Genomic DNA, 20,156 nt, shown 5'->3' with positions numbered 1-20,156 from the left:
GGCCAGTCGCCGCCGCCCCCTGCACCCCCAGGCTCTGGCGGCAAAATCGTCGCTTCGCGATGCCCTCAGCTTATCTCTTGCGGCTTTCGGGTCGGGCGCGAGGCAACATCCCTGTAAAGCCGCGCCCTCAGCCCACATCCCTGTGGGCTGCCCCGGCCTCCAGAGAACGCTTCGGCGATTCAGACGCCACCCACGTCAGTGCGGTCTTTGAATGAATAGCCAGAACCAGAGTTGCTGAAACCGATGAGTCCCCGATGGATAGTCTGTGCGCTGTATGACAAATACGTTATTCGCACGATGAAAGAACCTTTCCGTTTTTTCCTTCCTTTTTTGACATCACCAGGGCAACGTGCGAGGATCCCCGCCGTTGTGGAATTTGCTGCATCCCTACCAAAACGCTAAGCGTAAGCCTTATCACAGAATTAAAATCCATAGTAGCGTACCGTTACCGTGATATTAATTGGTGTAAGCGTATAGTTCGGCTGGAGTCGAACCCTCTACTCGGAAAAAACATAAGCGAAAAGCGGCGTGAAACTTGATATGCATCAAAAAACATTGCATATTGCGCGGCTTTTACAATCAATTGTAAGGACTAAATTGATGACGCTCTATCAACAAATGCTGATTTTTTACGCTGTGATGGCGGTCATTTGTGCGTTAATTACTTGGTTTCTCACCAAGGAAAGCAAGACTATTCGTCTGATTGCGGCCTTTTTAATTGGCGCAACGTGGCCGTTTAGTTTCCCCGTCGCGCTATTGTTATCGCTGTTCTGAGTCGGTTATTTGCTTAGATCGCTAAGTAAGACGGCAATGCTTTTGCCGCCCTCGGTTTGCTCCAGCGCAATTTTGACAATAATTGTCAGGGGGACGGAGAGCAGCATTCCTACCGGCCCGAGCAGCCAGCCCCAAAATATCAGCGACAGGAATACCACCAGCGTTGATAATCCCAGCCCGCGTCCCATAATGCGAGGCTCCAGAATATTGCCGAACACCAGGTTAATGACCAAATCCCCCGCCAGTACGATTAACGCATCATAAAAGCCACCAAATACCAGTACCTGTAAGATCGGTGGAATGGCCGCCAGCACCGAACCGATATTGGGAATATAGTTAAGCGCAAAGGCCAGCATCCCCCAAATAAAAGCAAAGCGAACCTCTAATAGCGCCAGCATGGCCCATACCACTAGCCCAGTCACCACGCTGATCGCCGTTTTCAGCACCAGATAGTGCGAAACGCTGTCGAGTGCGCGCTGAATCGCTGCCATGCCTTCTGTCGGTCGCGACATCACTTGCTGTAATTTTGCCGGTAGCTGCGGGACTTCCAGCAGCATAAATACCACCGTCAGTAACAGCAGAAAAATAGACGACATCGCGTTTGAAAGCTGGGTTAACAGTCGGGAAACCAGCGTCATGGCGGCGTTGGGGTCAATATACTTAATGAGTTCGTCAGGGCTGACGCCTATCCCAAAGCGTTGCATCCACGGCTGAAGGTTATATAAAGGAACCGCCAGCGAAGAGCGGTACTGTGGCAGGGTACGCGTGAGTTCATTAAGTGACGTGCCCAGGCTTGCCAGCAGCAGAACCGCCGCGAGGATAATCACCCCGATAAGCAGTGAGATAGCCAGAACGCGCGGCACTCGCCAGCGCACCAGCAGTTGGACGATAGGGTTAAGTACCACGGCAATAAACACGGCTAACACAAAAGGGACAATTATTTCAGCCGCAAAACGGATACCGGTAAAAATGAGAACCAACATGCCCAACATGATGACTATCTTTAATCCATTAAGCGTAATGATTGGCCTGGACATGCATGTTTACTCCATAAAAATAGGCGATTTAAGAACTAACTTATTATAAATGCATAAACATCAAATCCTCATAGTAAAGATTTGAAAACATTTTGAGTTATTCTGACAACTGTGTTAAAAGTTAGCTGTGTTTAACTACTGAGGACAATTTTAATCCGCAACGATGAGAAGCAATACCGCGGGTAATTGTAATTTTATGGACAATATGTTCAGGCCGTACATCTTTACCAAACCTTCTGTTTTTCCTTCCTTTTTTGCCTTTTGTGGTGAGCAGCACTGGCGCAATGCGCTTTAGTCCTCTTCTTCGTTTGAGCTAAATTTTAATCATTTTTTTCAGTTTGCGCATCGCCGCGAGCTGCTACGGATTATATTCTCATGCAGGAGAAGGACTATGTTTTACTGGATTTTATTAGCCCTGGCCATTGTTGCTGAAATTACGGGTACGCTGTCTATGAAATGGGCGAGCGTGAGTGATGGCAATACTGGTTTTATTTTAATGCTGGCGATGATCGCCCTCTCATATATTTTCCTTTCATTCGCAATTAAAAAGATTGCCCTCGGTGTCGCGTACGCGCTGTGGGAAGGGGTCGGTATTTTACTGATTACCTTATTTAGCGTGTTGCTGTTTGATGAAAGTCTGACAGTCATGAAAGCGACCGGTCTGGTGACGTTGGTTGTCGGGATTGTGCTGATTAAATCCGGCACGCTGAAATCGCCGCCAAAACGCAAAGTGATGGAAAAAGAGGTGGACCATGCAGCAGTTTGAGTGGGTTCACGGCGCATGGCTGGCAGGTTCCATTGTTCTGGAAATTGTCGCTAATATTTTCCTCAAGTTTTCTGACGGCTTCCGCCGCAAGCTGTACGGCATTCTTTCGCTGGTCGCCGTACTGGCCGCGTTCAGCGCGCTGTCGCAAGCGGTGAAGGGCATCGACCTGTCGGTGGCCTACGCCATCTGGGGGGGATTCGGGGTTGCGGCGACATTAGCGGCAGGCTGGATCCTCTTCGGACAACGCCTCAATCACAAAGGTTGGATTGGTCTTGGCCTGCTGTTGGTCGGCATGGTAATGATAAAACTAGCCTGATGTGATCGCTGCCTGAGAAATCGGGCAGCGAAATTGCCCGGCTGTATTACGCTTGTAACAAAGGGTTGCCAAAGCGTATGCGAGGGTGGTTCATGTTTAATCCGTCACACTGGCGCAATATCGCCACGGCCAGAACGCTGTTTGTGATGATCTTTTTAGCAGGCATTGGCCTGATATTCTCTATTATTTCCTTGTTGTACCTCTCACAGCAGCTAATTAGCACCAAAACTAATGACATTGATGCCCATCGCTCGGCGCTTTCCGTGGAAGGGGCGATGCAAACGTCGATTAACCGCGTCTCGTCGCTGGTGATTGATAATGCCATTTGGGATGACGCCGTGCGTGAGGTTTATGCCCCAAAACTGGATACCACCTGGCTGTATAACACCTGGGGCGCGGGCTTTAAAATCAATAACCTCTACGACGGTACGTTCGTGCTGGACGAGCATTATCAGGTGCTGTGGGGATCTTTTCTTAGCGCGCCATTTAACGAACGTGACCTCAGTTTTTTTGGCGATGGCCTGCGGGCGTTGATTGCGAATAATGAAGATGCGCTGCGTCGCGGTAAAAATATTTACGCAGGTATTACTCGTACCCGTGAAGGTATCGCCTTTATCGGCATTGGCCTGATTCGCCCGATGGTGGGGCGTTTGCAGGTTTATGATGCCACCCGTCGCTATCTGGTGATTACCCGCCATATCAACCCGACGCTATTGCGTAATTTGGGCAACACCTTTCAGATTGAAAACCTCACCCTGGTCGATGCACCGCAAAATCAATACAACATTCCGGTGCGCACGTCGGGCGAACAAGTGGTGGGCTGGCTGAACTGGCAGCTTCGCCAACCAGGCGCTGAAGCCGCGAGCGCTGCTTCGCCGCAAATTCGCCAAATCGTGTTACTGGCGGCAGGGCTGATTTTGCTGTTTATCATGCTCAGCAGCCTGGGGCTGTGGAAGCTGGCGCGCGGCGAACGGCAGGCGCGTGAAATTGCGCTGACCGACTGGCTGAGCCATCTGCCTAATCGTCGGGCGTTGATTGAGCAACTGGAGCGGATTAGCCTGCGTGGCGATCGGGAAGCGAAAACGGTGGTGTTTATCGATCTCGATGGTTTTAAGGATGTGAATGATATTTACGGTCATGATATCGGCGACCTTTTGATTATTCGCATCGCGGATATGTTGCGAACGCTGGTTCCTCGCGGCGGAATGCTGGCGCGGATGGGCGGCGATGAATTTGCCATGACCGTTGGCGGCGAACAATCTGAAGCGCGGGCATCGGCATTCGCCGGACGCGTGCTGGACTACCTCAACGCGCCAATCCGTATTGGTGAGAGAACGCTGCATATTAGCGCCAGCATTGGTATTGCCAGCGGGACATTACAGGCAAGCTCCAGCTCTGAACTGTTTCGCCAGGCGGATATCGCCATGTATCACTCTAAAATCACCGGCAAAGGGCGGATAACCCATTACGACGCTGAATTAAATAGCGTGCGGGAATATCAGTTGTCGATTGAAAGCGACATTCGCTATGGGCTGGAACACGATGAGTTTGAGGTCTGGTATCAGCCCATTGTGTGTGCCCGTTCTCAGGTGATGATTGGTGTTGAAGCGCTGGTGCGCTGGCCGCGCCGCCAGAAAGGCGAGTTGATGCCTGATGCCTTTATCGCCATCGCCGAAACCAGCGGGCTGATTTACTCGCTCGGGCAGTTTGTGCTGGCGCGCGCCTGTCGGGATCTATTAGGCCACAATGATTTAAAGCTGTCGGTGAATATCTCGCCAGCGCAGTTCCGCGACCCGGAGTTTGAAGACAAAGTCTCCAGCGTGTTGAAGTCATCGGGCTTCCCGCCCGCACGCTTGCAGCTTGAAGTGACAGAAACCTACGTTCTGGAGAAACCGGAACGCGCGCGCGCGGCTATCGCCAACCTGAAAGCGCTGGGAACCGCCGTGGCGCTCGATGATTTTGGCACCGGATATTCAAGCATTGGCTATTTGCGCCGTTTTAACTTCGATACTATTAAAATTGATAAATCATTGGCGGGGCTGGTGGATAACGACGATCAGGCGGCGGCGCTGGTGGGGGGCACGATTCGTATCGCCAGCGCGTTGGGAATGACGGTGATTGCCGAAGGGGTAGAAACCGAAAAACAGATGAAGTTGCTGCGCTTAGCGGGCTGTGACCAGCTTCAGGGGTTTTACTTCAGCGAACCGATGCCGCTGTCATCGCTGCTGGCATTACGCCAGCAGCAACGGCACAGTTAGCGGTCGCCGGCCAGTGCTTCCAGTTTATCGCGAAAACCGGTAACTGAAATGGCGCGGTTGTCGGCTCGCCAGCGGTCGCTGGCGGCGGGGGCTGAGCTTTGTACCGCAATCACCTGCCAACCGGCGTCGGTTTTCAGCAGCAGCGGTGAACCGCTATCGCCTGGCAGCGTATCGCACTGGTGAGAAAGTACCGACGCTTGCGCCCAGCCGGTGACAATGCAGTCCTGGTGGCTGTACAACGCATCGAGGTGATCGACCGGATAGCCGGATTGCGTCACTTTTCGACCGTTGGCCTTCAGCGCGGCGGTTAACTCGGCTTTATCACCGGTAAATAAAGGCAGTGGGGTAATTCCTGATGGCGGATAACGCAGCACTATCAGGCCAAAATCCCACGGTGCGGCAGAGGCCGGAACAATCCAGCCGTCGCCATCGGCTTTCAGCCGTTTCCCCAGCGATGGCTCAACGCGGCCTTCAATGCCGTGAATTTCATAGCGCCAGCTCCCTTTTTGCGACACGAAACGCAACGCAACCGCTTTGTCCAGCTTGCCGCTTGGCGGCTCAAGTAGACAGTGCCCGGCGGTTAGCGCCAGGTGAGGGGAGATGAGCGTGGCCGTGCATAAATTGCCGCTCGCTGTTTCTAACTGACCAATGGCATCCCACGGCTCTTGCGCCGGATCAGGAACAAGGGTGCGATCGTCCTGGCCGAAAAACAGGGTTTTGATATCTTTCGCGCTGATATCGCTATCACTGTCATCAGCGTGAGAAATAAACGGTAGTACGGACAACGATCCCAGTAAACAACACACAAAGGCTGTACGCATATCACTCTCTGGTGGGGCAATTATGATTATAAAAACTAAACCCAATGAGACTACTATAGACGGGAGAAATGAAAAGCGGGAGTAAAATCAGCGAACTACGCTCAGTAAAAGAAAAATTGCGTGGCGATGAGTGCGCAGACAATCAGTAAAGCCAGGATGAGCTCGAAACGATAGCGTCGCAACATGATTGCTCTCCGGGAAAAAATCGGCGCTGTAATAGCGCCGATGTATCATCAACAATGTACTGCCGGTTGCCATTAAGCCGCTGGTTGAGCAGCCGCTTTTGGCGCCTGGTGTTTCACGGCTTTTTTGTGTTTCTTAGCAGCCTGAGCTTTCTGCTCTACCGCTGGTTTAGTTGCAGCTTTTTTGTGTTTCTTAGCAGCCTGAGCTTTCTGCTCTACCGCTGGTTTAGTCGCGGCTTTTTTGTGTTTCTTAGCGGCCTGAGCTTTCTGCTCTACCGCTGGTTTAGTCGCAGCTTTTTTGTGTTTCTTAGCGGCCTGAGCTTTCTGATCTACAGCGGGTTTAGCCGCCGCTTTTTTGTGTTTTTTCGCAGACTGAGCTTTCTGAGCTGGTGCTGCTTTTTTGTGTTGCTTGTGATGAGTCGCTTTTGCCGGAGCCGCATGGGTCGCGGTCGCCGTAGCAGCCGGAGCTGGAGTGGCAGTCGCGTCAGCAGCGAATGCAGCAGAAGACAGACCCATAGCAGCGGCAACAACCAGAGCTAATACTTTTTTCATTCTAATACCCTCGAATTGGTTTTTTCATTCAACCCCACTGCGGGGCCGTTGAAATAACTATATCCGTGAGTTGTCCGGCTTTCCGTGAGTGATTGGTATCGGCGTGTAACGGAATGTACAACATCAATGTACAAGATAATGGGGCAGTGGTGACAACCCGATCTAAACTGAGGTTCTATGAGATAGGCCTGAATGATAAACGGCGGAGATATTCGCTCCGCCGTCTAGGGTTAGCGTAAACGCCTGTGCAGTATTGTCCCGGTTATGAGCGCGCCAACCAGCAGCAGGGCAATAAAACCACCGACGCCGTTCCAGCCGTACTGGTGCCAGAATACGCCGCCTAGTGTTCCGGCAATACTGGAACCTAAATAGTAACTGAACAGATATAACGAGGAGGCCTGGCCTCTGGCGCGTCGTGCGCGTGGCCCAATCCAGCTACTGGCCACCGAGTGGGCGGCGAAGAAACCGGCGGAAAACAACAGCATACCCGGGAAAATGACCCACAGCGGCGAGAACAGCGTCAGCAGCAAGCCGAGCAACATAATCCCGGTGAAGAAAATCAGCACCGGCCCGCGACCATAGCGAGTGGTCATCATCCCGGCTTTTGGCGAACTCCAGGTTCCGGTTAAGTAAGCCACCGACAACAGGCCGACAACCGCCTGATTCAGCGACCACGGCGACAGCATCAGGCGATAACCAATGTAGTTAAACAGGGTGACAAACGCGCCCATCAGCAGAAAACCTTCGACAAATAGCAGCGGCAAGCCACGATCACGCCAGTGCAGACGGAAGTTAATCAACAGGGATTTCGGTTTTAGCGAGCTGGGGCGGAAGTGGCGTGATTCCGGCAGAATACGCCAGAACATAATGGCGGCCGCCAGCGCAAACGCACTGATAACCGCTAACGCGACGCGCCAGCCGAAAAAGTCAGTAAAGACCCCCGTTAACAGACGCCCGCTCATGCCGCCAATCGAGTTACCGCTGATGTACAGCCCCATCGAAAATGCGACAAAGCTGGGATGAATTTCTTCACTCAGATAGGTCATACCGACCGCCGCCACGCCACTGAGCGAGAGGCCAATCAGCGCGCGCATAATCAGAATCCCGTGCCAACTGGTCATCACCGTGGACAGCAGCGAACAGCACGAGGCCAGCAGTAGCGCGATGACCATCACCTGTTTGCGCCCAATGGCGTCGGATAATGGCCCCGTAAACAGCAGGCCGACCGCCAACATCGCGGTAGAGATAGACAGCGAAATACTGCTTCCTGCGGGAGAAATACCAAACTCATGGGACAGTACGGGCAGAATCGGTTGCACACAGTACAAAAGGGCAAAGGTGGCTAACCCTGCGGAGAACAGTGCCAGCGTGACGCGGATAAACGGCGGCGTGCCTCGACGGATAAAGGTGTTTGAAGGAGTGGGGGTATCATCGCGGACATCAATAACTGGAGTATGGTCTGCGGTCGTTGTACGGCTCACGGGAAGATCCTTGGTAAAAACAAAAGGTAATGGCGACCTAGGTCACATAATCAGGGTAGGAAAATGTAAATATTCTGTCTAATATATTAATAATCTCAATTAATACTTTTAAAATATGAATATCGAGCTTCGACATTTGCGCTATTTCGTCGCCGTTGCAGAGGAACTGCATTTTGGGCGTGCGGCGGCACGGCTCAATATTTCTCAGCCGCCGCTCAGCCAGCAAATTCAAATACTTGAACAGCAAGTCGGCGCGCGGTTATTCGCCCGGACTAACCGCAGCGTGAGCCTGACCGAGGCGGGGCGTCAGTTTCTTGCCGATAGTCGGCAGATTTTGTTGCAGGTCAACGAGGCGGCAGCCAGAGCCAGCCGTTTACATCAGGGTGAAACCGGTGAACTGCACATCGGTTTTACCTCATCCGCGCCCTTTATTAAGGCGGTGTCCGATACGCTTTCGGCCTTTCGCCAGCGCTACCCGGATGTGCATATCCAGACACGTGAAACGAATACACGCGAACAGATTTTGCCATTGACTGAAGGGGCGCTGGATCTGGGGCTTATGCGTAACACACAGCTTCCCGATACCCTCGACTGGCAGGTTATTCTGCGCGAGCCACTGCTGGCGATGATCCATCGCGATCATCCATTGGCAAACCAGGCGGTGGTGAGCCTTGTTGATTTGGCGAAAGAGCCGTTTGTCTTTTTCGACCCGCACGTTGGGACGGGGCTGTATGACGATATTCTGGGCCTGATGCGCCGCTATGGCGTGACGCCGACCATAACCCAGGAAGTGGGCGAGGCGATGACCATTATTGGCCTGGTGGCGGCGGGGCTGGGGGTGTCGATTTTGCCGGCCTCTTTTCGGCGGGTGCAGCTCTATGAAATGCGCTGGGTTCCCATCGCGCAAGAGGATGCGGTATCGGAAATGTGGCTGGTGTGGTCAAAACATCATGAGTTAAGCCAGGCGGCGGAGCGTTTTAAACAACATCTACTGAATGCGGCAAAGGTGAGCGTTTCGCTGCCAAAAGTGTAAAAAAATGTGCAGTAAATCACAAGGCTAAGTAAAAATTTGACGCAGGCCGTTGAAGTACTTCACCATAGCCCAAAGTTTATTTCGAAGCGCGAAAATAAGGGAGTGCAAGGTGGTAGCGGATAGTCAGCCAGGCCATATCGATCAAATCAAGCAGACCAACGCGGGGGCGGTATATCGCCTTATTGATCAGCTCGGCCCGGTATCGCGTATCGACCTCTCTCGTTTTGCGCAACTCGCGCCTGCCAGTATCACGAAAATAGTCCGCGAAATGCTGGAAGCGCACCTGGTTCAGGAAACTGAAATTCAGGACGCGGGGAGCCGTGGGCGACCGGCGGTTGGGCTGATGGTAGAAACGGAAGCCTGGCATTATTTGTCGGTGCGCATCAGCCGTGGTGAAATCCACCTCGCGCTGCGCGACCTCAGCAGCAAGCTGGTGGTGGAAGAACTGCTTGAGCTGGCGTTAGAAGATGAAATTCCGTTCTTAAGCCGTGTCCTGGCGCATATCGATCAGTTTTTTATCCGTCACCAAAGCCTGCTGGAGCGTTTAACAGCGATTGCGATTACGCTGCCGGGTATTATTGATACCGAAAATGGCATCATCCATAAGATGCCGTTTTATGATGTTGCCGATGTGCCGCTGGGGGAAACTCTGGAGGCGCATACCGGTGTGCCGGTGTATATCCAGCATGACATCAGCGCCTGGACGATGGCTGAGGCGCTGTTCGGTGCTTCACGCGGGGCGCGGGATGTCATTCAGGTGGTTATCGACCATAACGTCGGCGCGGGGGTTATCACCGATGGTCGCCTGTTGCACGCGGGCAGCAGTAGCCTGGTGGAGATTGGCCACACGCAAGTTGATCCTTACGGCAAGCGCTGTTATTGCGGCAACCACGGTTGTCTTGAGACTATTGCCAGCGTCGAAAGTGTGCTGGAATTAACGCAAGTGAGAATGCAGCAGTCGATGAGTTCGATGTTGCATCAGCAGCCGTTAACCGTTGATTGGCTGTGCCAGGCGGCGCTTCAGGGCGACCTGCTGGCGAAAGACATTATCAGCAGTATCGGGACGAACGTGGGGCGCATTTTGGCCATCATGGTCAACCTGTTTAACCCGCAAAAAATTTTGATTGGCTCGCCGTTTAACCAGGCCGCCGAGATTCTGTTTCCGGCGATTGCCGACTGTATTCGTCAACAATCGCTGCCTGCCTACAGCAAACACACCACCGTTGAGCAGACCCAGTTCTCTAACCGAGGCACAATGGCGGGGGCGGCGCTGGTGAAAGACGCGCTCTATAACGGAACATTGCTAATTAGACTGTTACAGGGTTAACAATTTTTTCCAGTTTTGCAAAAAATTGCGCTATCTCAATCCGGGCGTCTTACGCATCACGTAGACTTTCACACGTTGAATTATTTCCTGTCTTGATATTTTATCGGCATAGCTGTGGAGTCAATTAGTGATGCTAAATCGTTTCTTTATTACTGGAACTGATACTTCTGTCGGTAAGACGGTAGTTTCTCGTGCGCTATTACAGGCGCTCGCCGCCAGCGGGAAACGTGTGGCAGGCTACAAGCCGGTAGCAAAAGGCAGCAAGGAGACGCCAGAAGGGCTGCGTAACAAAGACGCGCTGGTGCTGCAAAGCGTTTCATCGCTGGCGTTGCCTTATGAGGCGATAAACCCGATTGCGCTCAGCGAAGAAGAGAGCAGCGTGGCGCACAGTTGTCCTATCAACTACAGCCTGCTGTCCGATGGCTTAGCCAATCTTAGCCGCCAGGTGGATAACGTAGTGGTTGAGGGAACCGGCGGCTGGCGTAGCCTGATGAACGACCTTCGCCCGCTTTCGGAATGGGTGGTGCAGGAACAATTGCCCGTGTTGATGGTGGTCGGTATTCAGGAAGGCTGCATTAACCACGCCTTGCTGACCGCGCAAGCCATTGCTAATGACGGCTTGCCGTTGATTGGCTGGGTCGCAAACCGCATCAACCCTGGATTGGCGCATTACGCGGAAATCATCGACGTGCTGAGTAAAAAACTGCCCGCACCGTTGATTGGCGAGCTGCCCTATTTACCACGCCCGGAGCAGCGTGAGCTGAGCCAGTACGTCAACTTAACGATGCTCAGCAACGTGCTGACGGTAGATAGAGTCCTGGCGCAAGGTGCGTGACAGCACCGATGCAATAACGCAAGCAATCAACAAACCGGGTAGCAGCGTATACTGCCCGGTCATTTCACAAATCATCAGTGTAGACATGATAGGGGCGTGAGTCGTTGCCGCCAGCAGTGTCGCCATCCCCGTCATTCCCAATAACAGCGCAATATCAGGCTGACCTGGGAAACCGAGATTCCACAAATTCGCCAATAAAATCCCTACCGCCAGGCCGATAAACAGTGTTGGCGTGAATACTCCACCGGGTGCGCCGGAGCCGCTACTGGCAAGAATGGCAATCAGTTTACAGATGAAGATACCGGCAATGAGCGCAAAACCGGGCGGCGTCAGTAAAAAGTTTTGCACCACGCTATAGCCATTGCCCCAAACGGCGGGGGTTAGCAGCGACAATAACCCCACCAGTAACCCACCCAGCGCCAACTGCCACGGCGGAGAAAACTTCAACGCCACAAAACCACGATGGCTTATCCCCATCAGCCAAATCAATAACGGTCCCGCCAGCCCACACGCCAGACCGGTGGCCAGCATGAGCGCGTAATGGCGAGCGCCGAGCGCCGGTAATGCCCCCACGTGATACAGCAATTCTGCCCCCCCGTTGAGCAGTTGCGTGGTGAGCAGGGCGACCACGGCGGCGATAACCACCGGCCCCAGCGACGCGAGCATTAATGTGCCGAACAGAATTTCGGCGATAAACAGGCTACCCGCCAGCGGTGCGTGATAGGCGCTGGCCATACCGGCGGCGGCTCCGCAGGCAATCCACAATTTCCATTCAGCTTTAGGGGTGAAGCGTTGGGTAAAAAACGACGCCGCCAGCGCAGCCAGCAGGATCATCGCCCCTTCACGACCAATGGAGCTACCGCTGGCGACAACCAGCAGCGAAGCGCTGGACTTCACCAGACTTGCGCCGTAGTCGAACTGGCCTTCGTCGCTTTCCAGTGCTTCCATATAATCGGTGGGTGCGTGTGGACGCTGGCGGGTATAGCGTTGCCAGCCCCACAGCAGCGTACCGGCTGCCAGCCCACCCAGTGCCGGCGTAATCAACCGTCGCCACCACACTAACCCTTCGGCGGCGTTCACCAGGCTGCCGCTGTCGTTGCTTAAAAATAACCATTCCAGCAGGTACATGGCGTGGCGAAATAGCGCCACCGCAAGTGCCGCGAGGACACCAATGACGCTGGCAATCAACAACCGGCGAAACATCGCCTTTATGTCGGGATAGTGATGAAGACGCTGCATTGTGGGGTGAGGCTCAGCGATACAATTTTTTATCAGCGACCGGGATCAATAGCTGAGACTGCCATTGTGCCAGCGTTTGTTGCGCCAGTTGCCCCAGAGCGGAGAAGAAGGGATGGTCGGCTTTGGCGATAAACTCGGCGAGAAAATGCTTAGCCCACGGCAGAAGATGCCAGGCTAACAGTTGTTCGCATGCGGGCTGGCGATCGTTTTCGACCAGCCAGGCGGCGAGCATCAACAGCGTCCCGAAATGGTCTTCCGGCTCGTTTTGTTGCACATCAAAGGCAATGTCGTTTTCACGCATCCACTGACGCAGCGCCAGAGTGGAGTCGCCAAATAACACATTTTCACGGTCTAACCAGACAGAACCCCACGGCGGAGAAGGGAGCGCAGACGGGCCGATAAACAACCGCTGCCAGGCTTCCGTTAGCGGCTCATCGCAAGGAGCAGAAAAACCGGCAGACAATGCCTGTTCATTTTCTACGGCATAAGGCCATTGCGACGCCCATTCGCCATCGGTAAACGCGGCAACCAGCGGCTCAGCGAGTGGGCTATTTGGTGCAAAATAAAAAAGAGCCCCAAGCACGCGGGCCGAGAAAGCTAAGGCGTCATGTTGCTGAACGTCATTCATTACTGCATTTCCTTAAAAGTGTGCGGGATGGCTCCCGCACCGAAACATTACCCGGCAATTGCCATGCCTACGGTCATATGCAGGCCGTAAAACAGCCCACGGCCAATCAGTTCACCCGCCAGCACTAACAGTAGGCCCAGCGCCAGCCCAGTGGTACGCGGCGAAACGCGACGCAGCAGTGGGCAAATCCAGCAGCCTAAGCCTGCCGTCAACAGCACGAAGCGCCAGACCTGCAATGTGCCCCAATCAGGCAGCAGGGCGTTGGCCTGCTGTACCGAGCTGTGAATCAGGCCCAGATCAGCAGTTTGCATCACCACCGTGGCCAGGCTGACCAGCAGCGCCAGCACGCTTAACGACGCAAAGAATTTGCCGTTAAAGGGCACGTTCGCCAGTCTCAGCAGCAGGGCGGCAAACAGCGGCCCAGTGAGCACGACGGTTAAGAAGAACGAGGCCGTCGTATAACCATTATACCAGGTTGGCACGGTATCTATCTGATAAACGCGTGTCATTGCCCAAACGAACAGCAGCCCCAGCACCATGCTGACCATCAGCCAGATACGCCCCAGCGCCGCAGGCATTTTGCCGAGCACCGACAACAGCCACCAAAAACCACCGACCGCAAAGAATAGCGAGCCGCTGGCAATTTCATTGCTTAATGCCGACGAACCGATCCGGTTTAGCGAGTTGAACGCGCGCAGTGGGGAGCCTAAATGCAATACCGAGGCAAAAAAGGCGATGCCCATTACCAGCCACAGGAAAAACATCTTCAGCACAATGCGCCGTTGATCTGCCGTTTCATGGCGCGCGGCGAGCCAGCCCATGCCGGTGATTATCGTGGCGCCCGCAACGCATTGCCCCAGTACCGTAAACAGTACTAACGGCCATTCATGCCATCCGCTTCCCATCTCAGACCTCCTTCGGGTTGGCCAGGTAGCCAGTAGTATCGCCGCACGGACGTGCATTGGCGTTCGGTTTAATCACAATGCTCGGTCTGGTGAAGTGCGCCGATGGCAGTGGCGCAACCGCCGCCAGTTGCCCGTGTTTCTGGCGCAGTTCCTCAACTGGGCCAAAATCCAGCGCGCGCAGCGGGCAGGACTCGACGCAAATCGGTTTTTTGCCGTCAGCCACACGTTCATGGCAGCCGTCGCACTTGGTCATGTGGCCTTTGGCGGCGTTGTACTGCGGTGCACCGTACGGACAGGCCATATGGCAGTAGCGGCAGCCGATACAGACATCTTCGTCCACCACCACAAAGCCGTCTTCACGCTTGTGCATTGCGCCGCTCGGGCACACTTTGGTGCAGGCCGGATCTTCGCAGTGGTTGCAGGCAATCGACAGGTAGTAGGCAAAAACGTTCTGATGCCAGACGCCGTTGTCTTCCTGCCAGTCACCGCCCGCGTATTCGTAAATACGACGGAAGCTGACGTCCGGGGTTAAGTCTTTGTAATCTTTACACGCCAGCTCGCAGGTTTTGCAGCCTGTGCAGCGGGCGGAGTCGATGAAAAATCCGTATTGCGTACTCATTGGTTAGTCCTTATACCTTCTCGATCTCAACCAGATTGGTATGCTGCGGGTTGCCTTTCGCCAGCGGCGACGGGCGGTGAGTGGTCAGCGTATTGATGCAGGAACCGTGGTCGATACGGTCGCCGTCCATCTGTGCATCGTGCCATGCGCCCTGGCCCATTGCGGAAACGCCTGGCATGATGCGTGGCGTCACTTTTGCCGGAATACGCAGCTCACCGCGCGCGTTGAATACGCGTACCATGTCGCCATTTTGGATGCCGCGCTTTTGCGCATCGATAGGGTTCAGCCACACTTCCTGGCGACAGGCCGCTTTTAAAACGTCAACGTTGCCGTAGCTGGAGTGGGTGCGCGCCTTGTAGTGGAAACCGAATAACTGTAGCGGGAATTGGCTACGCATCGGGTCATCCCAGCCTTCAAAGGTTGAGGCGTAAACCGGCAGCGGGCTGATGGTTTCGTCTTTTTCCAACTGCCAGTTTGCGGCGATATCTGCCAGGCGGCTGGAGTAAATTTCAATTTTGCCCGATGGTGTTTTCAGTGGGTTAGCCACCGGATCGTCACGGAATGCTTTGTAGGCGACAAAGTGGCCGTTCGGATCTTTTCGCTTGTAGATACCCATTTTCTTGAGCGCATCGTAGCTTGGTAGGTCTGGGTCTTTGGCGACCATTTTGGCGTACAAATACTGCAACCATTGCTCCTGGGTGCGCCCTTCGGTGAATTTCTGATGAACCTCGTCGCCGAGGCGTTTAGCGATTTCACTGAGGATCCAGTAAATCGGTTTGCGCTCGAACTTCGGCGAGGTAGCAGGTTGGATAAAGATCAGGTAGCCCATATTCCCGGCGTAATCGTTCGGGATAATGTCTTCTTGCTCCAGCGTCATGAGATCCGGCAGCAGGATATCGGCATACTTCGCTGATGAGGTCATGAAGTTTTCGATAACCACGATCATTTCGCACTTGCTGTCGTCTTGCAAAATCTCGTGGGTTTTATTGATGTCCGAATGCTGGTTAATGATGGTGTTACCCGCATAGTTCCACAGGAACTTGATCGGCACATCCAACTTATCTTTACCGCGCACACCATCGCGCAGGGCGGTCATCTCAGGGCCGTGTGCGATGGCATCGGTCCAGGTAAAGCACGAAATCGCCGTTTTCACCGGGTTTTTCAGCACCGGAAAACGCTCAATGGTGATGGTATAGGTGGACTCGCGCGCGCCGCTGTTGCCGCCGTTAATCCCAACGTTACCGGTCAGAATCGGCAGCATGGCGATAGCGCGTGCGGCAAGCTCACCGTTTGCCTGGCGCTGCGGCCCCCAACCCTGGCAGATATAAGCCGGTTTGGTGCTGCCAATCTCTCGCGCCAGTTTAATGATGCGATCGGCTGGAATACCGGTAATACGTGACGCCCATTGCGGCGTTTTAGCCGTGCCGTCATCACCCTGGCCGAGAATGTACGCTTTGTAGTGACCGTTCGCTGGTGCGCCTTCTGGCAGCGTTTTTTCGTCATAGCCTACGCAGTATTTGTCGAGGAACGGTTGGTCAACCAGGTTTTCATCAATCAGCACCCAGGCAATGCCCGCCACCAGCGCGGCATCAGTACCGGGGCGAATGGGGATCCACTCGTCTTCACGACCGGCAGCGGTGTCGGTATAGCGTGGATCGATAACGATCATGCGCGCATTCGAACGTTCACGCGCCTGTTCGAGATAATAGGTAATCCCGCCGCCGCTCATGCGGGTTTCAGCTGGGTTATTACCAAACATCACCACCAGCTTACTGTTTTCAATATCGGAGGTGCTGTTGCCGTCGTTAGTGCCGTAGGTGTAAGGCATGGCGCAGGCAATTTGTGCGGTGCTGTAAGTCCCGTATTGGTTTAATGAGCCGCCATAGCAGTTCATTAAACGCATAATGGGGGAGGCCGTCGGCGAGGAGCGGGTCATATTGCCGCCGACGATACCGGAGGAGTAGTTAATGTAAACGGCTTCGTTGCCGTAATCTTTAACGATACGTTTAAGGTTATTGGCGATAGTATCGAGCGCTTCTTCCCAACTGATCCGTTCGAATTTCCCTTCACCGCGCTTACCGACTCGCTTCATCGGGTAGTTTAAGCGGTCAGGGTGGTTGATACGGCGGCGGATAGAGCGGCCACGTAAACAGGCGCGAACCTGGTGATCGCCATAGATATCATGCCCAGTATTGTCGGTTTCGACCCAATAAACTTCGTCGTCTTTTACATGCAAACGCAACGCACAACGGCTACCGCAGTTAACGGAGCACGCGCCCCAAACCACTTTGTCCTCCGGTTGCCCGGCTTGTCGCACGGCGGCGGCAGTTGCGCGCAGAGAGAAGGGTAACGATAACCCTCCTGCCGCAAGCGCTAAAGAACCGATGGCCGACGATTTAATCAGGGTACGCCGACTTAGCCCCCCTGGCTTTTCCTGGTTAGACATTACTCACTCCATAATTATTGTGATTTCAGCATGAACTCAGAGACAGACTAATTATGGGACGATGATACCTGGTAAGTGGTATACAAGTATTATCCTCGGTCAAAGTGGATATTACTCGCAATGGGGTAGGGTGTGGGTCGCGTATTTTTCCGCCAGGCGGCAGAGGGCGCTGCCTCCAGCGGAGGCAGCGAAGTATTACTGAGCGTTATCGGTGCGGGTGTAGGTAATTTTGAAAGTGTCGTTAGCGCAGTGGCCTACGACCTGTGCGCCAGATTGATCGGCCTGATCGTTTGGCACAATATCAAGCGTAAAAGCGCCTGGCGCGACGCCGTTGCGCTCAATCTTTTGCTGGATATCGCTTCTGACGCGTTCGCAGGAATCTGGCACGGCAGCCAATGCAGACAGCGGGGCCGCCAGTACCATAGCCAGTAACCAACGTGAAGATCTCATGATCGACTCCTTTTCATTGGACACGGAAAAAGTATAGCATCGCTAGTGTAAATTATTGTATTTGCTAATATGATTGGGATTACTCCCGAAACAGGATAGCGGTGTGAAAAAATGTATTTTACTGGCCTCTGCGCTTACGATTCTGAGTGGCTGTGATAGCAATGATTCGCCGGAGGCATTCACCCCAGAAATGGCCAGCTTTTCAAATGAGTTCGATTTTGATCCGCTGCGCGGCCCGGTGAAGGATTTCAGCCAAACCCTGTTGAATGAAAAGGGCGAAGTGGCGAAGCGAGTCAGCGCCCAGCTTTCACCTGAAGGCTGCTTTGACATGCTGGAGTTTCATAATATCGAAGAAGATACCGGCGCGTTGTTAGTGCTCAATGCTAACTATTATTTAGATGGCATCACCAATGAAAAGCGTGTGCGCCTTCAGGGTAAATGCCAATTAGCAGAGTTTCCTGCTGCGGGTGTGGCATGGGAAACCGACGATAATGGTTTTGTGGTAAAAGCGGTGAGTAAAGACAGCGAAATAGATTATCGCTACGACAGTGAAGGATACCCGCTAGGTAAAACCTCAACGGTTAAAGATAAAACGCTCACCGTGGTATCGACGCCATCGCAAGATGGGCGCAAAAAGCTCGATTACACCGCCGTCAGCCTGCTCGATAAGCAGCCCATTGGTAACGTAAAACAGAGCTGTGACTACGACCGCCACGACAATCCAGTCAGTTGTGACTTGATGGTGGTGGATCAAAGTGTAAAACCGGTCGTGACTCAGCGCTATACCATAAAAAATGCCATCCAATATTACTAATTCCGCTATATTAAAGCCGTATAACCGATGAATACTAATACCCTCGTAGCGTATTTATATTCATCGTATCGGCCAAATGGCTTATTGACTTAATATCACTTTGCTATTCTGTTTATACGTTCTGCAAAATATATTTTTTGTTACTTTTCTCGTTAGACAATAAACCAATTAATCACAACAATAAGTCTCCTCTCATCAGTGAAGGGGCTGTGGTTTAATCATGGTAAATGTATTGTCATTAATTCCAATGATATTATTTTACTGCGCATAACAGTCTAATCCTTCGACGAAATTTGTTATTTGGATAATAATAATGCATCAGTTTTTACTCAAGTTTAGCGTCAATGCGTGGCTTGCTACGCTTATTCTATTTTCTTTATCAACGTTGACGCGTGTAAAAGCCGCCGATGGGGTGATTCATTTTACGGGGCAGATTGTGGAAGAACCCTGCTTTATAGATGGTCAACAACAGCAAGTGACGCTATCTTGCGAGAAAAACGGGCATCGGCAGACACGTCATTTTTCCACGCGGCATTTAGAGGCGGTTTCACGCGATTTTCAGCAGGTCGCGTCGGTAAACATGACCTATCTCGATAAACAAAAAAGTCTGGCAGTCATGACCGTGGAATATCGCTAACCCACAAAAAAATAAAGGCCCGAATGAACGGGCCTTTATAACGAATAAGCACACATTACGGATTAATGGTTCGCCCGGTACTGCGATCTAGGCAGCGAAGGGTGTTAGGTTCCCAGTACGCATTAATGTTGGCGCTTTGCTGGCATTTATCGCGGGCATCAAAAGCCACGTCGGCTTTATCCCACTCTTTTTCAGCACGTTTGTTCACTTTCTGGCGCAGTTGGCGAGTGTCATTCCACTGCTCTTTGTCCATCGCCGCTTCCTGACGACTTTGTGCGCTATCGCCAGATTCAATAACCAGCTTGTTGGTTTGGGCAGACGCTGAAGCGGTGTACACGACGGCACCCAGCGTCAGCATCGCCGTCAGGCACAGGCGTTTGCCAAGTGTAATTTTCATTTTCGGGTTCCTTTGACGTGGTGAAAACGATAATTCCTGATATGCAGTCTACTACATCTCTTGGGGCTGTCATACCCGCGAAAATCCCGTGGTCGTATGCTGGCCATTTTTGCGTATGATAGATAATCCCGTATGTTGATGATGATTAAAGATGTTAAAGACCTCTCTGTTATTTTTTGCTACCGCACTGTGTGAAATCATCGGCTGCTATTTGCCGTGGCTTTGGTTAAAGCGGGGCGCTACACCATTATTATTGGTTCCCGCTGGGTTGGCGCTGGCAATGTTTGTCTGGCTTTTAACACTGCATCCTGCTGCCAGCGGGCGCGTGTATGCAGCGTATGGCGGCGTATATATCTTTACGGCACTGCTGTGGCTGCGGGTGGTTGAAGGTGAAAAACTGACCGTCTACGACTGGCTGGGCGCGGCAGTAGCGCTCTGCGGTATGCTGATTATTGTTGCTGGCTGGGGCCGCGCTTAACACCACGCCGCCTCACATTTCACGGTAAACCCTCCCACTTTTTGCATAAAAAAACCTCATTTTTTGTGATCCTTCCTGATAAATTTTGATCATTATACTTGTATGGTAGTTGCTCGGGGCGTAAGTTCGGCGCACTAACCGATGAGATGTAAGGATTGAAG

23 protein-coding genes are annotated in these 20,156 nt (G+C 52.9%); 11 read left to right on the top strand and 12 right to left on the bottom strand.

The features are described 5' to 3' along the window. Nucleotides 1–600: 600 nt before the first annotated feature. Nucleotides 601–774 carry a GhoT/OrtT family toxin gene (locus AC6I4B_RS12555; RefSeq protein ID WP_497772138.1) on the top strand — a complete coding sequence of 58 codons (174 nt, stop codon included), beginning with the start codon at nt 601–603 and terminating at the stop codon, nt 772–774. A gap of 5 nt (nt 775–779) precedes the next feature. Here AC6I4B_RS12555 and AC6I4B_RS12550 read toward each other — a convergent pair whose 3' ends face one another. Beyond that, entirely contained in the window at nt 780–1,811 is a 1,032-nt protein-coding gene (locus AC6I4B_RS12550; RefSeq protein ID WP_497765529.1) for an AI-2E family transporter, read from the bottom strand. 163 nt (nt 1,812–1,974) lie between these two features. Between AC6I4B_RS12550 and AC6I4B_RS12545 the strand changes: the two genes are divergently transcribed. From AC6I4B_RS12545 to AC6I4B_RS12530, 4 genes are all read left to right on the top strand, one after another. After that, nucleotides 1,975–2,106: a protein YdgV gene (locus AC6I4B_RS12545; protein WP_497765527.1), complete on the top strand. Its 132-nt coding sequence runs from the start codon at nt 1,975–1,977 to the stop codon at nt 2,104–2,106. 96 nt (nt 2,107–2,202) lie between these two features. Then, complete coding sequence (mdtJ, locus tag AC6I4B_RS12540) at nt 2,203–2,577, top strand: multidrug/spermidine efflux SMR transporter subunit MdtJ (protein WP_497765526.1); 375 nt, start codon at nt 2,203–2,205, stop codon at nt 2,575–2,577. Then, nucleotides 2,564–2,893: a multidrug/spermidine efflux SMR transporter subunit MdtI gene (gene mdtI, locus AC6I4B_RS12535; protein ID WP_497765524.1), complete on the top strand. Its 330-nt coding sequence runs from the start codon at nt 2,564–2,566 to the stop codon at nt 2,891–2,893. The genes mdtJ and mdtI overlap by 14 nt, the downstream gene beginning before the upstream one ends. Before the next feature lie 92 nt (nt 2,894–2,985). After that, complete coding sequence (locus AC6I4B_RS12530; protein ID WP_497765523.1) at nt 2,986–5,151, top strand: putative bifunctional diguanylate cyclase/phosphodiesterase; 2,166 nt, start codon at nt 2,986–2,988, stop codon at nt 5,149–5,151. On the opposite strand, the gene AC6I4B_RS12525 is transcribed toward AC6I4B_RS12530, so the two are convergent. The 4 genes from AC6I4B_RS12525 to ynfM all read right to left on the bottom strand — a co-directional run bounded on the left by AC6I4B_RS12525 (nt 5,148) and on the right by ynfM (nt 8,187). Beyond that, the gene (locus AC6I4B_RS12525) at nt 5,148–5,972 is read right to left on the bottom strand and encodes a trypsin-like serine peptidase (protein WP_497765521.1); all 825 of its coding nucleotides are present in this window, start codon (nt 5,970–5,972) and stop codon (nt 5,148–5,150) included. The genes AC6I4B_RS12530 and AC6I4B_RS12525 overlap by 4 nt on opposite strands. A 101-nt stretch (nt 5,973–6,073) precedes the next feature. Further along, entirely contained in the window at nt 6,074–6,157 is an 84-nt protein-coding gene (gene ydgU, locus AC6I4B_RS12520; RefSeq protein ID WP_455648420.1) for a small membrane protein YdgU, read from the bottom strand. 72 nt (nt 6,158–6,229) lie between these two features. Continuing rightward, nucleotides 6,230–6,706 (bottom strand): acid resistance repetitive basic protein Asr, encoded by a 477-nt coding sequence (gene asr, locus AC6I4B_RS12515; protein ID WP_497765519.1) that lies wholly within the window; start codon nt 6,704–6,706, stop codon nt 6,230–6,232. Between the two features lie 230 nt (nt 6,707–6,936). Continuing rightward, nucleotides 6,937–8,187 (bottom strand): multidrug efflux MFS transporter YnfM/SxtP(Kp), encoded by a 1,251-nt coding sequence (gene ynfM / locus AC6I4B_RS12510; RefSeq protein WP_497765518.1) that lies wholly within the window; start codon nt 8,185–8,187, stop codon nt 6,937–6,939. A gap of 115 nt (nt 8,188–8,302) precedes the next feature. Here ynfM and ynfL point away from each other — a divergent pair, with 115 nt between their 5' ends. The 3 genes from ynfL to bioD all read left to right on the top strand — a co-directional run bounded on the left by ynfL (nt 8,303) and on the right by bioD (nt 11,382). Then, a complete protein-coding gene (gene ynfL / locus AC6I4B_RS12505; RefSeq protein WP_497765516.1) occupies nt 8,303–9,220 on the top strand; it encodes a multidrug efflux transcriptional activator YnfL/SxtR(Kp) in 918 nt (305 codons plus the stop codon). Between the two features lie 109 nt (nt 9,221–9,329). Continuing rightward, nucleotides 9,330–10,547, top strand: coding sequence for a sugar metabolism global transcriptional regulator Mlc (gene mlc / locus AC6I4B_RS12500; protein WP_497765515.1), 1,218 nt, complete (start codon nt 9,330–9,332; stop codon nt 10,545–10,547). A gap of 130 nt (nt 10,548–10,677) precedes the next feature. Continuing rightward, entirely contained in the window at nt 10,678–11,382 is a 705-nt protein-coding gene (gene bioD / locus AC6I4B_RS12495) for a dethiobiotin synthase (RefSeq protein ID WP_497772136.1), read from the top strand. Here bioD and clcB read toward each other — a convergent pair. The 6 genes from clcB to AC6I4B_RS12465 form a co-directional block, all read right to left on the bottom strand. After that, the gene (gene clcB / locus AC6I4B_RS12490; protein ID WP_497765514.1) at nt 11,326–12,621 is read right to left on the bottom strand and encodes a voltage-gated ClC-type chloride channel ClcB; all 1,296 of its coding nucleotides are present in this window, start codon (nt 12,619–12,621) and stop codon (nt 11,326–11,328) included. The genes bioD and clcB overlap by 57 nt on opposite strands. 13 nt (nt 12,622–12,634) lie before the next feature. After that, complete coding sequence (gene dmsD, locus AC6I4B_RS12485; protein WP_497765512.1) at nt 12,635–13,249, bottom strand: Tat proofreading chaperone DmsD; 615 nt, start codon at nt 13,247–13,249, stop codon at nt 12,635–12,637. Nucleotides 13,250–13,296: 47 nt separating this feature from the next. Then, complete coding sequence (locus AC6I4B_RS12480; RefSeq protein WP_497765511.1) at nt 13,297–14,154, bottom strand: DmsC/YnfH family molybdoenzyme membrane anchor subunit; 858 nt, start codon at nt 14,152–14,154, stop codon at nt 13,297–13,299. 1 nt (nt 14,155) lies between these two features. Then, nucleotides 14,156–14,773: a DMSO/selenate family reductase complex B subunit gene (locus AC6I4B_RS12475; protein WP_497765509.1), complete on the bottom strand. Its 618-nt coding sequence runs from the start codon at nt 14,771–14,773 to the stop codon at nt 14,156–14,158. A gap of 10 nt (nt 14,774–14,783) precedes the next feature. Further along, nucleotides 14,784–17,219, bottom strand: coding sequence for a selenate/tellurate reductase subunit YnfE (gene ynfE, locus AC6I4B_RS12470; protein WP_497765508.1), 2,436 nt, complete (start codon nt 17,217–17,219; stop codon nt 14,784–14,786). A 195-nt stretch (nt 17,220–17,414) separates the two neighbouring features. Next, nucleotides 17,415–17,669, bottom strand: coding sequence for a DUF1161 domain-containing protein (locus tag AC6I4B_RS12465; RefSeq protein ID WP_497765507.1), 255 nt, complete (start codon nt 17,667–17,669; stop codon nt 17,415–17,417). A 103-nt stretch (nt 17,670–17,772) separates the two neighbouring features. On the opposite strand from AC6I4B_RS12465, the gene AC6I4B_RS12460 reads away from it, so the two are divergent. Then, complete coding sequence (locus tag AC6I4B_RS12460; protein ID WP_497765505.1) at nt 17,773–18,483, top strand: YnfC family lipoprotein; 711 nt, start codon at nt 17,773–17,775, stop codon at nt 18,481–18,483. A gap of 313 nt (nt 18,484–18,796) precedes the next feature. Then, nucleotides 18,797–19,120 carry a YmdA family protein gene (locus AC6I4B_RS12455; RefSeq protein ID WP_497765503.1) on the top strand — a complete coding sequence of 108 codons (324 nt, stop codon included), beginning with the start codon at nt 18,797–18,799 and terminating at the stop codon, nt 19,118–19,120. A gap of 55 nt (nt 19,121–19,175) precedes the next feature. Here the strand turns inward: AC6I4B_RS12455 and AC6I4B_RS12450 are convergent, their stop codons facing one another. Beyond that, nucleotides 19,176–19,517 (bottom strand): DUF1283 family protein, encoded by a 342-nt coding sequence (locus AC6I4B_RS12450; protein WP_497765501.1) that lies wholly within the window; start codon nt 19,515–19,517, stop codon nt 19,176–19,178. Nucleotides 19,518–19,668: 151 nt separating this feature from the next. On the opposite strand from AC6I4B_RS12450, the gene AC6I4B_RS12445 reads away from it, so the two are divergent. Next, entirely contained in the window at nt 19,669–19,995 is a 327-nt protein-coding gene (locus AC6I4B_RS12445; protein ID WP_497765499.1) for a YnfA family protein, read from the top strand. The last annotated feature ends 161 nt before the right edge of the window (nt 19,996–20,156 follow it).

It is taken from the genome of Kluyvera fluvialis, from assembly GCF_059725275.1.
Note: the sequence above shows the minus strand (reverse complement) of the source record. Positions and strands in the feature narration are given on the sequence as shown.

Excerpts from the sequence above, each read along its gene's own strand:
- ydgU (WP_455648420.1), bottom strand. The coding sequence starts at position 6,157 with ATGTTGCGACGCTATCGTTTCGAGCTCATCCTGGCTTTACTGATTGTC.
- ynfL (WP_497765516.1), top strand. The coding sequence starts at position 8,303 with ATGAATATCGAGCTTCGACATTTGCGCTATTTCGTCGCCGTTGCAGAG.
- AC6I4B_RS12530 (WP_497765523.1), top strand. The coding sequence starts at position 2,986 with ATGTTTAATCCGTCACACTGGCGCAATATCGCCACGGCCAGAACGCTG.
- AC6I4B_RS12465 (WP_497765507.1), bottom strand. The coding sequence starts at position 17,669 with ATGAGATCTTCACGTTGGTTACTGGCTATGGTACTGGCGGCCCCGCTG.
- AC6I4B_RS12480 (WP_497765511.1), bottom strand. The coding sequence starts at position 14,154 with ATGGGAAGCGGATGGCATGAATGGCCGTTAGTACTGTTTACGGTACTG.
- AC6I4B_RS12455 (WP_497765503.1), top strand. The coding sequence starts at position 18,797 with ATGCATCAGTTTTTACTCAAGTTTAGCGTCAATGCGTGGCTTGCTACG.
- AC6I4B_RS12545 (WP_497765527.1), top strand. The coding sequence starts at position 1,975 with ATGAGAAGCAATACCGCGGGTAATTGTAATTTTATGGACAATATGTTC.
- dmsD (WP_497765512.1), bottom strand. The coding sequence starts at position 13,249 with ATGAATGACGTTCAGCAACATGACGCCTTAGCTTTCTCGGCCCGCGTG.
- asr (WP_497765519.1), bottom strand. The coding sequence starts at position 6,706 with ATGAAAAAAGTATTAGCTCTGGTTGTTGCCGCTGCTATGGGTCTGTCT.
- AC6I4B_RS12475 (WP_497765509.1), bottom strand. The coding sequence starts at position 14,773 with ATGAGTACGCAATACGGATTTTTCATCGACTCCGCCCGCTGCACAGGC.
- AC6I4B_RS12445 (WP_497765499.1), top strand. The coding sequence starts at position 19,669 with ATGTTAAAGACCTCTCTGTTATTTTTTGCTACCGCACTGTGTGAAATC.
- mdtJ (WP_497765526.1), top strand. The coding sequence starts at position 2,203 with ATGTTTTACTGGATTTTATTAGCCCTGGCCATTGTTGCTGAAATTACG.
- clcB (WP_497765514.1), bottom strand. The coding sequence starts at position 12,621 with ATGCAGCGTCTTCATCACTATCCCGACATAAAGGCGATGTTTCGCCGG.
- AC6I4B_RS12525 (WP_497765521.1), bottom strand. The coding sequence starts at position 5,972 with ATGCGTACAGCCTTTGTGTGTTGTTTACTGGGATCGTTGTCCGTACTA.
- AC6I4B_RS12555 (WP_497772138.1), top strand. The coding sequence starts at position 601 with ATGACGCTCTATCAACAAATGCTGATTTTTTACGCTGTGATGGCGGTC.
- AC6I4B_RS12450 (WP_497765501.1), bottom strand. The coding sequence starts at position 19,517 with ATGAAAATTACACTTGGCAAACGCCTGTGCCTGACGGCGATGCTGACG.
- bioD (WP_497772136.1), top strand. The coding sequence starts at position 10,678 with ATGCTAAATCGTTTCTTTATTACTGGAACTGATACTTCTGTCGGTAAG.
- ynfE (WP_497765508.1), bottom strand. The coding sequence starts at position 17,219 with ATGTCTAACCAGGAAAAGCCAGGGGGGCTAAGTCGGCGTACCCTGATT.
- AC6I4B_RS12550 (WP_497765529.1), bottom strand. The coding sequence starts at position 1,811 with ATGTCCAGGCCAATCATTACGCTTAATGGATTAAAGATAGTCATCATG.
- mdtI (WP_497765524.1), top strand. The coding sequence starts at position 2,564 with ATGCAGCAGTTTGAGTGGGTTCACGGCGCATGGCTGGCAGGTTCCATT.